The organism is Nostoc sp. PA-18-2419 (assembly GCF_005869855.1).
Classification (GTDB): domain Bacteria; phylum Cyanobacteriota; class Cyanobacteriia; order Cyanobacteriales; family Nostocaceae; genus Nostoc.
This window is the reverse complement of record NZ_SZNH01000012.1, coordinates 36,923-52,605: the sequence shown is the minus strand read 5'-3', so window position 1 is coordinate 52,605 and position 15,683 is coordinate 36,923. Positions and strand designations below refer to the sequence as shown.

Sequence of the window (15,683 nt, the reverse complement as noted above, 5' to 3'; positions counted from 1 at the left end):
TGCAAGAAGTTTGCTTTATTTTCGGAATTGAGAATTTTTAATTGGTATCACTTTAAAGACGTTTGACTTTACCGGAGGATAACCGATGTTAAATAGTCAACAGTTGCTTTATTTAATTGCCGTAGGGTTGTTTCTAATTGGGACGCAAACCACAATTGCCCAATCAACTACAAATATACCCACGCCAACTAATCGTTCAAAAAGCCAGCAGATAATATTCAAACCACCACCAAGTCTGGGTCAGCCAGAATCTACATTATCAGCAGGGTCGCGTGGCAATTTACAATGTCCTCAAGATGCCACATCAACTACTACAGCATCCAACCAACCTGCTTCCATAGCCCTTGTGCCCTCTGACAGCAACTTTGGGTTAACGACAGCAGATCATCCAACATTTTTGGTATATTTACCGCCAACATCTGCCAAGCAAGTAATCTTAAGCTTGATCGCAGAAGACGATCGGGTTTATTCCCAAACCTTCATTCCGATCGCAGGTAAACCTGGGATTATTAGCCTCAAGTCAGCGGACAGCGCACCTCCTCTAGAAGTAGGCAAAAATTATCAGTGGGCTATGGTGTTGGTATGCGGGGAAAGACCTAGCCCTAACGATCCAGTAATTACCTCATGGGTACGCCGTGTAGCTTTGCCTCAATCTCAGAATTATCAAAAGACAGATCTAGAGCAGGCAAATGTTTACAGTCAACAAGGAATTTGGTACGATGCCGCGAGCGCCCTAGCTCGAATTAAAAATACTCAACCTAAGAATCAAGCCGTAGCAGATATCTGGACTAACTTTCTCAAGTCTGCTGGGTTAGATGCGATCGCTACTCAACCGTTGCGATTGGAGAATTAGCTATAGCCGTAGTCATATAGGTTAGGACATAATGACAAGCGTGAATGCTAGGAATAATAATGGTTCTACCTCCAGCATAGCTGCCTTGTCTTCGACACGCTACGCGAACTGCCTCCTGCTATAACTGTTTTTCTTCCAACTGTTGCTCGATCAAAGCTTGACGATCTTGGCTTTCTGACTGCTTGAGGTATTCAATTGCAATTGCTCCTGTCAGAGGACAATCTTGGTACAATTCTAAAAGTAGTGCCAAAGTCTGATGAAATTGGAGTTTTTCAAGTTGCTTGTAAGTAATTAACTCTAGGACGACTGCTGACCCAAAAAACCCTAACAGCGAAGGCACCATCGGAAGCCACCAGCCCCAGCAAAAGGCTAAAAAGCCAACTCCTACAAGCCCCGCACTGACAAAGACGATACTAGCAGCGATCGCAATTGAAGACCTCAACTGTCGGCTGATGACTGCTCCTAATCCCGCCCAGACTAAAATCCACAGCCATTCTATCGGGTCTTGCCAAACATGAAGTAAAGGTCTGTTATCCAAAGCAGCACTAATGATTTGACTGACAATGTTGGCATGAACAGTTACCCCTGTCATCGGTCGAGCGGAATTCAATAGACCGCTGCTGTAAGGCGTGTAAAGTACATCTTTAATGCTTTCAGCAGTAGTACCGACTAGAACTAAGCGATCGCGTAAACTATCAAAGGGAATGCGTTTCTCCAATACATCTGTTAAAGAGAAGGTAGCAAAATTTTGCTGATTTCCTCTAAAGTTTAATAAAATCTGATAACCTCCAGAATCAGCACGAACGTAGCTGCCATCATTGCCCTCAAATCTCTCAAAGACGGCTTTTCCCCAACGCAACCGCTGACGTTGGGGGTCGTTGTCAATTACTTCTGGGTTTATTCCTTCGTTGTGTAGATAGTGTTGTGCCAACTTCAACGCCAAACTGTAGCGCACTTCAGTTTTCGAGAAATCTACTGACAATAACGCCCGCCGCACCTTACCATCTGCATCTACCACCTGATCGGCAAAGCCTACTCTTTCTGGGTTAAGAGTGGGAGGAGGCGCGACAGTATTAATTTTCTTGCCGACGACTTTTTCAATTCCATATAAGTTAGGAGTTGATTGGAAGATGTTAACCAAGTCCTGATGTCCAGGTTCTACTGGCAAATCTCGATAAATATCTAAACCAATTGCTCTCGGTTTTTGGGCTTTAATATTAGCAATTGCCTCAGCTAAAATTCGATCTGGGATAGGCCACTTTCCCGCTTTTTTGATATCTTGTTCGTCGATAGTAACAATCGCTATTCGCTTCTCCGGTGACTCTAGCAACAGCCGCCAGCGAAAAAAACTATCGAGCATATTCCACTCGCTACCTTGTAATAGCCCAGCAAAACGCAGCAGCAGTATAGGTGCAGTTATACAAATGGCAATTCGTGGTATCCAACTCCAGCCAATTCGACGTTGTAAAACTTGCTGTTTGGCTTTTTGTCTGGCTTGTGCCAAAAGTTTGCTGGCTTGTGCTAATGCTTGCAGTGACGTTTGGGCTTGGCGTTTGGCTAAGTCTTGACTTGCAACTAAAAATTGATAATCTAAATCGCCAAGGCTTTTACCTAATGCCCAAGCTAAGGCATCTTGTAAAGCTTGTCCTTGCAACAGATAAGATTCATCTTGGCAGGCTGAGGTTGACCAAAGAGCGATCGCTTCTGCATAAGGTCGCAACTGTGCTAACTTTTGCTCAACCCAAGTTTGGTTAAACACAGCTTCGTAAATGCGGTTATATACCTTAAGTTTGCCTTGTCGTTCGACTACTAAACCTGAGAGTCGTAATTCGATTTGTTCGGGAGTGCCATCAACAGCAATTTCTCCATGCTGTAAAATCTGCTGATATAACTCCAACAATCTCCCCATACGTTGTTCGTTTCTGTACAAAATGCGATCGCGAATTGTCCTCAAATGTTCGGGATCGTCTTGAGATTCCCAATTTTCAACAATACGCGACCTGACTACTTGCTCGACCAAGGAAAATTTTTGAGCAGTTGACTCTAAAACTATCAACTGACACAGCTTTTGCGTGAGAAACGGTTGTCCGCCTGTCCATTCTAATATCTGCATTAAAACCGTTTCCGGATTGGTGACTCTGCCTTTCAAACCATCTATTAATGGTTGCACTTCCTCAGGCTGAAATCCTTGTAGTTCAATTGCCTTGCCAATATTAAATGGTGTCTGGTTCTTATCTTGAATTAGTTGGTTAGGATTTGCTACCCCCAATAGTGCAAAAGTCAAACGCCTATATTCATAATTAACTTCTCGTTGCTGAAAGAAAAATTTAATTAAAGCAAAAAAATCATCCAATGAGAAATTCTGACTCAAAACTCGATCAATTTCATCGATAAAAATAACTATATCTTGCTGAACCTCTACTAACAGTACTTCTTCAATAAATTGGTTAAAGCACTGCACTGATGAAAGCAAATCCCGGCGAGCGCGCCACCAAGTCCGCCATTGAATTTTTGAGTGCAGTTGGCAACTACTCACCAAAGATTGGATAATCCCTGCATACCACTTTTCCAAAGTTACATTCTGCGTACCCATTCCTGTCAGGTCAATAAAAACACAGACTATCCCTTCTGCTTGCAGCCTTTGCATTGTTCGCACTCGCAAGCTAGACTTACCCATTTGCCGCGAGTTCAGTACATAACAAAACTGACCCGCTTTTAACCCTTTATAAAATTCCGAATCGGCTTGTCGTTCCACATAGCTAGGAGCACTACTCTCAAGACTACCTCCGATTTGATATTCAAAGTTTAACTTAGCTGCTGTCATCAAGGTTATCCTTTACAAAGCAAGAATGGAAATATCTTATGCTTTTTTATAAAAGTTTGTTTTTCATTTATAAATTAGCTAAACAAGATTAACTTATCATTAATTGGTTTTTCTGTTTATCTAATTCCTAAAAAGCTGATATTATCAGACTTTCTCGAAATTCTTACCTGATTTTTACCGCTTTTTATTTATTCTTCTTGAAAAAATTAATTAGCCTAAATACTATCCGACTTTTTCATATTACAATGTTCTTAAAATCCATTTTATTTTGGATAAAAAATAGTTGTTCCATCTTTGGCTAACAACAGTTGTAGGTATTTAAAATCACCTTGTCACAAGATTGAATGGTAGTTTAAGGTAAGGCACAGATGTGCAAGCCACAAATTTACCTTAATTATCAAAATGTTTAAACTGTAGGGTATGGGGCAAAGTTTAAGATTTCGGCTTTATGGGTAGATGGTTGGTGTCAAAGATGTTTTATGAGGTTTACGGTGATGGTGAAGTATCAGAAGCGGATTTAAAATATTATGAGAATATATTTAGGTATAAAATTCTTGTACTATTCGTCCATTTGGAAGTGGAAGACCATCTACTAAAGGTTCAATAAAAAGCTGACCACCATCTAATTTTTTACGTATATATCCATGGAGTCTTTCAGGAAGAAGCGCAAGAATCCACATACTATTGTTAATATGAGCATTTGGCTTAGATTCGATATAATTGCTCCAAATTTAAACACTTATTTTTTGAGGAAGTTAAATTAAATTTTTAGCATTGTAGGGCAAACTCTTAGTATCCTTTGATAGCTCTTAATTCTAAGTTTGCAAGCTACTAAAGAAATTTGACCTTTTATGTAATATTCCCAACTAAATTGTGTAAATAACTACTAAAAAATTATTGTTGATTTGAAGCGAAATCACAATCGCCTGCAACTAGTCAATGCAGACAAATAATTTGTTAATCTAAATAACGAGCGCGGAGGGATTTGAACCCCCGACCCACAGAACCGGAATCTGTTGCTCTATCCACTGAGCCACGCGCCCTTAGTCTTTGATATTATAGCACGCTTGCGATCGCATTTGCAGCCGAATCGGCGATCACTTAAAGATAATCGGCGGGGTTGACGGGTGAACCATTGCGCCGCACTTCAAAGTGGAGATGAGGCCCAGTCGATAAACCTGTGGAACCAACAGCAGCGATTGCTTGTCCTCGTTCTACTGCTTGTCCCTCGGTAACATACAACTCACTGGTATGTCCGTACAGTGTAGTAATGCCTTTGCCGTGGTTGATAATTACAGCCTTGCCATAACCACCATACCAGCCAGCAAAAATCACTGTTCCAGAATCGGCTGCCCGAATTGTACTCCCATAGCTAGCAGCAAAATCTAAACCTGCATGAAAGCGACGATAGCCGAGAATCGGGTGCATCCGCCAGCCAAAGGGACTGCTAGTAGGAGCATCGCTAGGATAAGCTAGCATCCCAGTTCCTTGAATGATAACGCTTGTGCGGCTGTTGGTTTTTGCTTGCGCCGCTTCTGCTACCTTTTGCTGAATCAAAACTTCCAAATTTTTGGATTCTCTTTCTAGCTGATTTTGGGCTGCTTCTAAGGCGAGGCGATCGCTATTGAGGCGTTGAATTAATTCTGATTGTGATTGCGCCTGGGTTTGATAATCGGCTTTTTGGGCAAGTAGCTGTTCGCGAATCAAAGCAATTTCGTTTTTTTGCTGTTCTACTTCTGTTTTTTGCTGATTTATCGAGTTTGCTTGGTCGTTGAGTTTTCGTAAAATTTGCTGGTCTGCTTGATAAACTAACTTTAACTGATGACGGCGCCTGATAAAGTCGCTGATATTTTGACTTTGGAGCAAAACTGCCCATCCTTGGCTAGCTGGCGATCGCTGGAGATAACGCAATCGTGCTACTGTTGCTATTTGACGCTCCTCATAGTCACGTTGGGCTAGAGCTAAATCAGTTTCCAATTGCTGGAGGCGTTGGGTACCTTGTTCTAATCGTGATTCGCTCTGTTGAATATAGCTATCTGTAGTTTGCAGATTTTGTTTTAAACCAGTCAAGTGTTTTTGCGCCTCTTGTTGGAGATTTGTTAAGCGATCGCGTTCGTTAACCACACTCTGATGCTGCTGGTTCATTTGTTGCTGTTGTTGGCGCAGGCTATCAATAGAAGATGCCTGTACCGGAATTAAAGCCAAACAAACGCAAAAAATACAGTAAAATACAACACACAAACGCCAAAAAATCTGCTTTTTTTCTAGAAATTGCGCTCTCATAGTGTGCAGCCCAACTAAAACGATGCTTTCAAACACTATGAKGATTATTCCCAAAATCTGATTAATTCACCCACTGCAACACTATGTGTCGAATTGGCTTGGCAAGTTAGAAGGGCTTTATCGGACAGATTTTTGTAAATACTTTGGACTGAACCTGTATTTCTCACAAGTTAAATGTCCTGTCAGCGTTCTGGTGTAATGCCATCTCAGAAGCGATCGCATTTAGCACAAAATCTACCCTAGTTACGCTTCAACATTTTTTGACGCGTAATAACCCGAATAAAGTATTATAAATATATAACAACGCTTTAGCTAAGTATTTGCACTGCATTTCCAGAAGAAAATTACTCGCACTGCCCAAGTTCGATTTTATCTGAAGAGTATGTTCAAAAAGCATTGTATAAAATACCAAAAATCTCAAAACCTAACCTTCTTGCCTACTTCCTCACAAAGGAATAGCTTTCAAAGCTCTCTTCTAGACGAGAGAAGTTCAAAGAGAGTTTTTAAGTATATATTTTTACTTTTAAAATACCCTGTAACTAGATGGAACTTTAATGCTGGTTAATTAAGGCAGGCTATCCATCTTCATTGAGTATTGAAAGTAAGAGTAGACATTGGAAAAAGCAAGGAGATATTGGCAATATGTTAGTTTTTATAATCCCAATTAAAAGTCCAAAAGTAGCAACATCATGGACAGAATTATCCAAGATGTTTGAAAGATGTCTACGCTCAGTCTGCAATCAAACTTCTTCAAAATTTCACGTTATTGTAGTCTGCCATGAAATACCCAAAATTAATTTTCATCATCCCCAAGTACAATACATCCAAGTAAATTTTCCTATTCCCGGCTCAACCTTACCGGAAAAAATGATAGATAAAACTAAGAAGCTTGCTGTTGGACTATTAGCTGCCCAATCTCTACAACCAACACATATCATGCCTGTAGATAGTGATGACTGTATCAGCAAAAAACTAGTAAGTTTTGTTGCTCAAAATCCCAAAAGTAATGGGTGGTACATTGACAAGGGCTATGAATATGACGAAGGAAGCAGCAAAATCATAGTTAGAAAAGAAAAATTTTATAAATTGTGTGGAACGTGCAACTTAATCAATTACCGCTTGTTTAATTTACCTAAAAAAGTACTGTCTGATGAACCATTAACTGGACATGATAACTTTTTATCAGGACATCCACTTGCTAAAAAGGATTTAGCAGAGCGAGGAACACCTATTGAGCCATTACCTTTCCCAGGTGCTATTTATGTTAGAGATAAAATAGGAGAAAGCACTTGTTTGCAAGAACCACTATATGCTAAATTGAAGCGCAATCATAAAGAAGCTTTTCGAGGTATTAAAAAACTTTTATTTGCTCAATTTGATAAACATCCTCTTACAGAAGAAATTTGTAATGAATTTTATTTATACCCTTTAGGGAACTTTAAGAAATAAATTATCCTGTTTGAAGTTGAAGACTGATGACAGTTGAGTGTAAACAGTCAGATATTTTTTTATTTGTCAAATTATATGGGGCTAATCACTGTATGATTACCGCATCTGTGCAAAAACCAGGAAACCTTTTTTACCCTGCTAAGAATTCCCTATCCCTGCTCCTGTGGTCTTAATGATAAGTCTTTAACCGCACATAATATGACTAAACACTCTTGATTTAGCACTCCCAACTCTATGCCCATTAATTATTAGCTTTCCAGTTTGCCAAGTCAGCCAAAGAGCGATCGCGATAACGTCCATAACGCTCTTGTTTATTTTTGATTTTCATACCTAATTCTGGAAAAATTCCAAAGTTGGGGGGCATTGGTTGGAAGTGTTTGGGCGCAGCAGAACTAATAAATTCAAATAGCGCCCCCATCATTGTTGTTGGTGGTAAAGCCAACGGTTGTTTACCCAAAGCTAGCCGCGCTGCGTTAATTCCCGCTAAGCAACCACCGGCTGCGGCTGCGGTGTAGCCTTCAGTACCAATTAGCTGTCCAGCAGCGAATAAAGTTGGACGCCCTTTAAATTGCAAAGTAGGATACATCAACTGAGGAGCATTAATAAAAGTGTTGCGGTGCATTACTCCCAGCCGCACAAATTCAGCTTTTTCCAAACCAGGAATTAGCTGAAATATCCGCTTTTGTTCGCCCCAGCGCAAATTAGTTTGGAATCCTACCATGTTCCAAAGTTGACCAGCTTTATCTTCTTGGCGCAACTGCACTACAGCATAAGGACGTTCGTCGGTGCGACTATCTGATAAACCCACTGGCTTCAGGGGGCCATAACGCATGGTGTCTTCTCCCCGCTGTGCTAGTTCTTCAATGGGTAGACAGGCCTCAAAAAATTTTGCCGTTTCCCGTTCAAAATCTTTGAGTTCTGTTTGTTCAGCTTTGCACAGTTCTTCTCTAAACTGCAAGTACTGCTGTTTATTCATTGGGCAGTTGAGATAAGCAGCTTCACCTTTGTCATAACGTGATGCCATAAAGGCAATGTCGCGGTTAATCGATTCTCCGACGATAATCGGGCTAGCTGCATCAAAAAAGCTGAGGTATTCCATCCCCGTAAAGCGGTGCAAATCTTCTGCTAAATCAGGACTGGTTAAAGGGCCGGTTGCTAAAACTACAATTCCTTCACCAATAGCTTGCACTTCACCTCGGCGGAATTCAATTAAAGGATGACTTGATAAAGTTTGAGTCAAGTCTTGGCCAAATTGTCCCCGATCTACCGCTAGCGCCCCACCAGCAGGAACAGCATGTTCATCAGCTTTGGAAATTACAATCGAACCAAGTTGGCGTAATTCTTCGTGCAACAAACCAGCAGCGCGATCGCTTGCCATTGCCCCAAAGGAATTACTACATACTAATTCTGCCAGATGTTCTGTATGATGAGCAGGACTAAAGCGCTTTGGACGCATTTCATATAAAATCACTGGTACTCCAGCTTGGGCTATTTGCCAAGCTGCTTCTGTTCCAGCTAGTCCACCTCCAATTACTTGTATCGGTTGTTTTTCCATAGTTAACAGACTATTTCTCAAGTAAATCTTAAATAGGTGTGTTATGGGTTCAGCCTAACGCACCATGCGAGCTGGTGTGGGGAATGCAGGCTGAAATCGTGTTTTTTGTCAAAAATTTAGAGCGTCCTTTTAACATTTAGTTGATACATCTGAGCAATGCTGTACCCTAAAGATTGCTTGTATTTGAAGCAAGGTGCAAAATTTGCCGGAGGCTGCAATGGCGCGTAAACGATTGATAATTGAAATGGGGATGGGAGTAGATCAGCATGGACAAGAACCAACAGTAGCAGCATCTAGGGCAGTACGCAATGCGATCGCTCATAATGCTTTACCTGGTGTTTGGGAAGTAGCTGGTTTGAGTAATCCCAATCAAATGATTGTCGAAGTTCAAGTAGCAGTACCATACCCAGAAAAAGTTAGGCAAGAGGAAGTACTAGCTGTACTACCATTTGGTCAAAAAACTCTGACTCTAGAATCTGGGGGAATGGTAGTCCAAGGGCGAGCGATTCCGGAACTCAACGATCAAAATGACGAAATGTTAATTGCGATCGCAGCTGTTACAGTTCTAGTTGAACAATCTTAGTCATAATGAAGTTAGCGACTCGCCGCTAAACTATAAACATTGGGATAAAAATCTCTGGCAGTAAATTCAAAAATCAGTTATCAGTTATCAGTTCTCAAAGTTGGAGTTATAAATTTAAAAATGTTATCAGTGAACGATTAACAGCATTCGCTGATAATTTATTTACGATTCACAACTTAAAAACTATTTCCTGTTAACTATTAATTGTTGACTGATTTAATACATCACTCATATTCACCACTGCTAGTACAATGTCTCAAGAGCATAACGAATCACTTCTTCAGGAAATCACTAAACTTCAACCGAAACACTTTGCTGATTTAGTCAGATCTGCACAAATAATTTTCGATCCCACAGCGGGAGTTTCGGGAAGAAATGTAAAAATTGACTGGGAACAGTTCGGAATTCCCAGTGATGTAGCGGACAATCTCAAATCACTTGGTAAGCAGTACCAATATGCATCTCCTCATGTTCCTGCTGACGACGTTTGGAGTCAATTAACTCCCGAAACTCGTATTTGGTTCGTTGAAAATAAAGATAGATTGTGGCAATTTGAGGAAGCTTTCCCCGCGCTTGACGAAGATTAAATAAGAATTCTGAATTAGTGAATTCACCAATTCAGTTAACAATGAAAGTAGGTTGGGTTGAGCAACAGCAAAACCCAACATCCCCTGTGCCATCATTGCTCATAGAGAAACTACTGGGATGATATCAAACTTTGATACTGGTTAAACAGCATTGTTATTTAGTGATAACGTCTTATAATCTATAAGTTACCATCATCCTGAACTTAACTGATAACTAACTAAAACTTGTCTAATTGATGACTATTTCTTAACCAACACTAGAACTTTTGCCACTATCCACATGGTGACTGGTCAAAACCGAGTTTAAATAGCACTCAATAATCAAGGAGTGATTATTAACAATTATGACCAAAGATGCTCTACTGAGACGTCATCATTGGTGAATTTAGAAGTAAAATAATCTTTACGTTTGTTTTTAAGAGTTAGGGCGTCTACATCACTTTCGCTGCAATTCATTGTTAGAGTAAAAACAATTTATCAGTTAAAATTCATATTAGTATCAAATTAATAAAAAAGCTTATTATCGATGAATCAAAGCGTCAGTGTTGCTCCCAAGCTAGAAGAACACACTCATGAAAATCTTACTGCTACCAAACAACAGTTATTTGTAAAACAACCAATTGTCCTTGTCTTGGAAATACTTCTAGCATTGCCTATGGGCATACTCCTAGCAAACTTTCAAATTGGTGGAATTGCTTGGATATTTGCTGGGATTGCAGCTGGTACAGTGGTTCTGCAAGCATATCGAGTTTTCTATCAATATTCTCCCAAACCTAATCGCACTGCCAGAAAAGTTGGAATGGCACTTGTCGGCTTAACTGTCGGCGCTTCTAATGCTCACGTTAATCTAACTAATGTTGCTTCTAATATTCCCATCTTTAGTTTTCTCACCTTATTTCTGCTGTTGAGTGGCAGTTGCATTGGTTACATTTACTCGCGCCTCAGTAAAACCAACCTATTGACAGCAATGTTAGCCACAGTTCCAGGTGGTGTGGGAATTATGGCAGCGATCGCAGCTGATTACAATAAAGATGTTACCTTAGTTGCTTTAGTTCAAGCGATTCGCGTTACCTCAGTAGTTTTGCTATTTCCCTTCATCGCTAGAACCTTGGTAGGTAATTACTGGAATGTGCAAATATCACCTGTAAAAAGTGCTTTGCTCAATTTCGAGCCATCTCAAATAGGACTACTCTTATTAGTACTCCTAATTACTGCATTAGTAGTTTACCCGGCTATATTATTCAAAATTCCTGCTGGCGATTTTTTTGGTGCATTGTTGATTGGTATGGGGTTTAATCCTTTACTAAATTTACTGCCTTTTGTCAGTGATATTAGCTTTAGTCCGCCACCTTTAATTAACTTATTCGGTCAAATGCTGCTAGGAATTACTATTGGTGAATATTGGGGAGACAAACCCAACTTTACCAAGCGGACTGTCGGCTATGCTTTGATGTCTGTACTCATGACCCTCGCAACCGGAGCGATCGCTGCTATACTTGCCATGAAACTAACTTCTTGGGACTGGTTAACTTGTCTTTTAGTCACAGCACCAGGAGGCTCAGCAGAAATGATTCTAGTTTCTCTAACATTAAATCATAATGTTGAAATCGTCACAACTGGTCATTTAGTGCGACTAATTGCAATTAACAGTTCCCTACCTCTTTGGCTGTTTTTGTTTCGTCGTTTGGATAAGCAACTTTCAAAAGCAGCTTAATTCAGGCATTGGTGATCAAACAACCAAAAATCAGCGATAACTTGCTGCTAGTCTTGGATGATATCCTTAAGCCACCAGCGCAGCCAAAGAAATAGATATGATATTTTATCGAGTAAATTATTATAGATTCTCCATACATGAAAGCTTTCATCTGTTGTGTTACTCTGCTGTTATTTAACGGTAGCTTACTAGCTAACAGTGCCAGTAGTGCCAATGAATCATCTATTATTAGGAATAGTCTCAATGTTGCAGAAACTGTCAGTAGTGAAGAATTTATCGCTAACGGTACAGAACCTTTTTGGAGTGTTACTGTAACCAAGACGGGAATTGTCTACACTTCACCAGATGTGCAAAAGCAAACCTTCCCCTATGTTGCACCCCTAAAAGCACAGGCGCGTCCCGCAGACTTGGTGCGAGTCTACCGACTTAAGGGCAAAGGCAACAATATCTTAATCATCAAAAAAGTAGATACTTGTAGCGACGGTATGTCAGATCGACAGTATCCCTACTCGGCAATTTTTGTTTTGGGAAATAAAGTTTTAGAAGGTTGCGCCGAAAAAAAATGATGCCCCATTGCTTATTTTGTAGCAGGTGAAGTGTCAATTCGCTCGTTGAGTTCCCGAAGTTGTTGGTTTAATTGACTCTGTCGTTTGAGCAAAATTTCTAAATCTTCCTTCGTTGCTAAATCGGCTCTGTTTGCGGGAATAAGTTGATTTAGCTGATTTAGGCACCTATTCAAACCAGCAGCAAATTCATAGCGCGTAACTGGGCGCGAACCTCGATATGTGTTATCGGGATACCCAGATAAGCAACCTGCCTGGGGAAGTGTGTTGCGTGCGTCGCTTGGTGTTTGTGACAGAGTTTTTGATGGATAGAAAATAATTGCTGCTAGTGCCAAGCTAGTTGTAAGGGTGGCGAATGGGAGTAAGCCAGTAATTGATAATATGTTAAACATTGGTCCCAGTTACAAGCCATTTACTCCTTTACCTTATCAAATTAGTATTCTACTTTCAAACTTTAGCTTAATTGTTCAAGTTGAGAAAAAAGGAATTATAAATGAATATACTGCAATTACAAGGAAGAAATAGATAAGCCTTTAATTTAATTAGATTTTATTTTAAAATTGAAATAAAATAATAGCGCTTGCCTACATTAAGGTGAATGCTATTATTTTGATAAATCGATTTTCTGAGAATGTCGGCTAACGATAAGTTTGTGACATTCCATCAAACCTTGTTTGTTTCATAGTCCATATTATGAGCAATTGCTAATCATTTGAGCTACCTCTACCTAACACCTAAGACAAACCATCAGATAGATGAAGAGTAGGAGAACTGATGATATGTTGAGATGATGAAAAGCTCCTAGTAGAGTGGGTATGGAAATAAACATACCATATGCTGTAAGTTCGCCTTTAAGCGTTCTCGCAACAGTACCCACTTTGTGTCTACAAAATATAGCAAGCGAATTAAAGGTTAGGACATCTTGAAAGTGTGGATATTAAGAATAGCAATGTTTTACCTCCTGCCTCCAGCAAGAACTGCCTTCTGCCTCCTGCTATAGTGCCAAAGCCGAAAATATAATTGTCTTGACACTTCGACTTTGCTTAGTGTCAATTTCTCACTTATTCGGTAACAGTACTAGTAACTCTATTGTAAAAAAGTAACCATTATGATCGTTGTCCATCATCTCAACAACTCGCGTTCGCAGCGCGTGCTATGGCTGCTTGAAGAATTAGGTATCGAATACGAAATCAAGTTTTACGAGCGCGACCAAAAGACGATGCTCGCACCTGCATCGCTGCGTGAAGTCCATCCCCTCGGCAAGTCACCAGTGATTACAGATGGACAAGAGACGGTTGCTGAGTCGGGGGCTATCATCGAATACATAATAGGTCGATACGGCAATGGTCGGTTAATCCCGCCATCTGGTACACCGGAGCATGTGCGCTATACTTATTGGCTGCATTACGCCGAAGGCTCGGCAATGCCCCCTTTGGTGATGAATCTCATCTTCAATCGTTTTGGGGGAGGTGACAGCAGTGCAAACGACGCATTTATTGCGCCTCAAATCAAACTTCACTTTGATTATGTAGAAAGTGAACTTGGTAAAAGTATGTGGTTTGTAGGCGAAGAATTCACCGCCGCTGATATTCAAATGAGCTTTCCTTTGGAATTAGTCGCTATGGAAGCTGAACTCATCTCAAACCGACCAAAGATTAAGGAATTTATTGAGCGCATCCATGCACGACCTGCTTACAAACGCGCCCTTGAACGTGGAGGTAAATACGATTTTGCCTAACAGCATTCAATGATTATCATAGCCTGACAATTTATATTAGAAATATATCCACACGTGTAGTTCCTTAAAAACCTCAAAGCTGCTAATCTCTGGAAATAAGTTTTGATATTACTAGCAAAATTCGCCCACAAATTTGACTGTGGGTACAAATTAATATTTTACTAATATTGTCAGATATTGAAAGAATTACTTCATGAAAAAACAGATTATTAAACGTTGAAACTGCATAACAAAGTTATTATTAATTATGATCATGAACCGGAAAATTGTTATCCAGTGCATGGTTTTTTATAAATAACTGAGGTGATAAGCACCTATTTATTTATCATAATTATTATCATTACCATTAAAATTGGGACTATTGATTTTTGTGAGTAATTTGTTCTTTGCTAGTCACTAACATTTGAAATAAAGAGTCGGGTAGATGGAAAGACGCAAGAATTAATAATTAATACTCGGCTTCTCCTAACAAAGACGCTCTTGCTAGGTTGCTTAAGAGCAGGGGTAGGGGTACATACAGTACAACTGACCAATGACAAATGACTAATGACTAATGACAAATTAGCTTATTCTTTTGTTATCCAGATACAAAGGATGTTTTAGATGGTTGCCCAAATCCAAGAACTTGAAGCCCAGCACTGGGTTAAAACTCGTTCTTCTCTCGACCCCAGTGAATCCACTTTCCTAATCTGGAAAGGTAAAATTTACGCTTTTATCCCCGGCGAGAAAAGACAACTTTTGTTTAGAATATTTGGATTGAGTGTTAGCAGGTGTATTCCTACAGAAGAAGGAAGCTGGGATTTTACTTCTAGGGAACTGACTTACTACCTGAATCCACAAACAGAGGAAGTTTTGGCGAAATGGGAGAATCCTTGGACAGGTGAGACAGTTCCAGTCATCCACGTTGCGAATAATCCGGTGCAGGGTACTTTTAAGGGAAATTTTCCCGCACAAGTAGATGGTGATAGCACAACGTTCATCTTTGATATATTTCCCTATTACCCCAATCCCCTAGCAGATGATCGCCAATTTGCCGAATACAGCCCACATCCAATTTATCAGGCAGCAGAATTGTTTAAATTAACTGTGCCAACCGCAGATTTATTCAATCCAGCGCTCTGTTCGGTTTCTGAACTGAAACTGAGTTGGGATAGAATTGGTCAATGGCTTCCCTGGATGAAAATGGGCGAGCGCCCCGGTCAACTTATCTATAGCGCTTTTGGTAGCAAAGTCAATGATTTAACACAACTGCCCTCATTCCTGCAAGATGAAATTAATAACCGTATTCCTTTATATAAACAAGCGCCAAAAGCCTTTATTGATGGGGAAGACATGACTTCTTGGTTGTACTTCCAAAAACACTTTCAGGCTTACTTAGCTGGTGAAATCTTCCCGCTTCCCCAACCAGAAGAGTTTTGAAAAGGAGTCAGCCCCTGCGGGGAAGTACAAAAGTCAAAAGTCATTTGTCTCCCCACACTACCCCGATAACAGGCGGTATGACACTTGTCCTATTTTTTGTTGTACAATGCCAATC

General features: G+C 40.2%; 12 protein-coding genes and 1 tRNA gene. 8 read left to right on the top strand and 5 right to left on the bottom strand.

Annotated elements, in window-relative coordinates; translation table 11 throughout:
- Positions 1-85 precede the first annotated feature (85 nt).
- Positions 86-853, top strand: a complete 768-nt coding sequence (locus tag FCR06_RS14535; protein WP_138500820.1) for a DUF928 domain-containing protein — start codon at positions 86-88, stop codon at positions 851-853.
- Between the two features lie 118 nt (positions 854-971).
- Here the strand turns inward: FCR06_RS14535 and FCR06_RS14530 are convergent, their stop codons facing one another.
- The 3 genes from FCR06_RS14530 to FCR06_RS14520 all read right to left on the bottom strand — a co-directional run bounded on the left by FCR06_RS14530 (position 972) and on the right by FCR06_RS14520 (position 5,960).
- Positions 972-3,677 (bottom strand): CHASE2 domain-containing protein, encoded by a 2,706-nt coding sequence (locus tag FCR06_RS14530; protein WP_138500818.1) that lies wholly within the window; start codon positions 3,675-3,677, stop codon positions 972-974.
- Positions 3,678-4,647: 970 nt separating this feature from the next.
- Positions 4,648-4,720: transfer RNA gene (locus tag FCR06_RS14525), tRNA-Arg, on the bottom strand.
- Positions 4,721-4,778: 58 nt separating this feature from the next.
- Positions 4,779-5,960, bottom strand: coding sequence for a murein hydrolase activator EnvC family protein (locus FCR06_RS14520; protein ID WP_138500816.1), 1,182 nt, complete (start codon positions 5,958-5,960; stop codon positions 4,779-4,781).
- A gap of 588 nt (positions 5,961-6,548) precedes the next feature.
- Between FCR06_RS14520 and FCR06_RS14515 the strand changes: the two genes are divergently transcribed.
- Entirely contained in the window at positions 6,549-7,409 is an 861-nt protein-coding gene (locus FCR06_RS14515; protein WP_138500814.1) for a glycosyltransferase family A protein, read from the top strand.
- 241 nt (positions 7,410-7,650) lie between these two features.
- Here FCR06_RS14515 and trmFO read toward each other — a convergent pair whose 3' ends face one another.
- Positions 7,651-8,964, bottom strand: coding sequence for an FADH(2)-oxidizing methylenetetrahydrofolate--tRNA-(uracil(54)-C(5))-methyltransferase TrmFO (gene trmFO, locus FCR06_RS14510; RefSeq protein WP_138500812.1), 1,314 nt, complete (start codon positions 8,962-8,964; stop codon positions 7,651-7,653).
- A gap of 217 nt (positions 8,965-9,181) precedes the next feature.
- Between trmFO and FCR06_RS14505 the strand changes: the two genes are divergently transcribed.
- The 4 genes from FCR06_RS14505 (at position 9,182) to FCR06_RS14490 (ending at position 12,414) form a co-directional block, all read left to right on the top strand.
- The gene (locus FCR06_RS14505; RefSeq protein WP_189523427.1) at positions 9,182-9,547 is read left to right on the top strand and encodes a Lin0512 family protein; all 366 of its coding nucleotides are present in this window, start codon (positions 9,182-9,184) and stop codon (positions 9,545-9,547) included.
- Between the two features lie 251 nt (positions 9,548-9,798).
- Positions 9,799-10,134: a hypothetical protein gene (locus tag FCR06_RS14500; RefSeq protein WP_138500808.1), complete on the top strand. Its 336-nt coding sequence runs from the start codon at positions 9,799-9,801 to the stop codon at positions 10,132-10,134.
- Positions 10,135-10,660: 526 nt separating this feature from the next.
- Positions 10,661-11,848, top strand: coding sequence for an AbrB family transcriptional regulator (locus FCR06_RS14495; protein WP_138500807.1), 1,188 nt, complete (start codon positions 10,661-10,663; stop codon positions 11,846-11,848).
- 137 nt (positions 11,849-11,985) lie between these two features.
- Entirely contained in the window at positions 11,986-12,414 is a 429-nt protein-coding gene (locus tag FCR06_RS14490) for a COG3650 family protein (protein ID WP_138500805.1), read from the top strand.
- 11 nt (positions 12,415-12,425) lie between these two features.
- On the opposite strand, the gene FCR06_RS14485 is transcribed toward FCR06_RS14490, so the two are convergent.
- On the bottom strand, positions 12,426-12,803 hold the full coding sequence (locus tag FCR06_RS14485; protein WP_138500803.1) for an S-layer homology domain-containing protein: 378 nt from the start codon (positions 12,801-12,803) through the stop codon (positions 12,426-12,428).
- Positions 12,804-13,519: 716 nt separating this feature from the next.
- On the opposite strand from FCR06_RS14485, the gene FCR06_RS14480 reads away from it, so the two are divergent.
- Both FCR06_RS14480 and FCR06_RS14475 read left to right on the top strand, forming a co-directional pair.
- Positions 13,520-14,149: a glutathione S-transferase family protein gene (locus tag FCR06_RS14480; protein ID WP_138500802.1), complete on the top strand. Its 630-nt coding sequence runs from the start codon at positions 13,520-13,522 to the stop codon at positions 14,147-14,149.
- A 603-nt stretch (positions 14,150-14,752) separates the two neighbouring features.
- On the top strand, positions 14,753-15,568 hold the full coding sequence (locus FCR06_RS14475; RefSeq protein ID WP_138500800.1) for a DUF1838 domain-containing protein: 816 nt from the start codon (positions 14,753-14,755) through the stop codon (positions 15,566-15,568).
- The last annotated feature ends 115 nt before the right edge of the window (positions 15,569-15,683 follow it).

Bases quoted from the DNA above. Each gene is read 5' to 3' on its own strand.
- FCR06_RS14535 (WP_138500820.1), top strand. From the start codon at position 86: ATGTTAAATAGTCAACAGTTGCTTTATTTAATTGCCGTAGGGTTGTTT.
- FCR06_RS14530 (WP_138500818.1), bottom strand. From the start codon at position 3,677: ATGACAGCAGCTAAGTTAAACTTTGAATATCAAATCGGAGGTAGTCTT.
- FCR06_RS14520 (WP_138500816.1), bottom strand. From the start codon at position 5,960: ATGAGAGCGCAATTTCTAGAAAAAAAGCAGATTTTTTGGCGTTTGTGT.
- trmFO (WP_138500812.1), bottom strand. From the start codon at position 8,964: ATGGAAAAACAACCGATACAAGTAATTGGAGGTGGACTAGCTGGAACA.
- FCR06_RS14505 (WP_189523427.1), top strand. From the start codon at position 9,182: ATGGCGCGTAAACGATTGATAATTGAAATGGGGATGGGAGTAGATCAG.
- FCR06_RS14500 (WP_138500808.1), top strand. From the start codon at position 9,799: ATGTCTCAAGAGCATAACGAATCACTTCTTCAGGAAATCACTAAACTT.
- FCR06_RS14495 (WP_138500807.1), top strand. From the start codon at position 10,661: ATGAATCAAAGCGTCAGTGTTGCTCCCAAGCTAGAAGAACACACTCAT.
- FCR06_RS14490 (WP_138500805.1), top strand. From the start codon at position 11,986: ATGAAAGCTTTCATCTGTTGTGTTACTCTGCTGTTATTTAACGGTAGC.
- FCR06_RS14485 (WP_138500803.1), bottom strand. From the start codon at position 12,803: ATGTTTAACATATTATCAATTACTGGCTTACTCCCATTCGCCACCCTT.
- FCR06_RS14480 (WP_138500802.1), top strand. From the start codon at position 13,520: ATGATCGTTGTCCATCATCTCAACAACTCGCGTTCGCAGCGCGTGCTA.
- FCR06_RS14475 (WP_138500800.1), top strand. From the start codon at position 14,753: ATGGTTGCCCAAATCCAAGAACTTGAAGCCCAGCACTGGGTTAAAACT.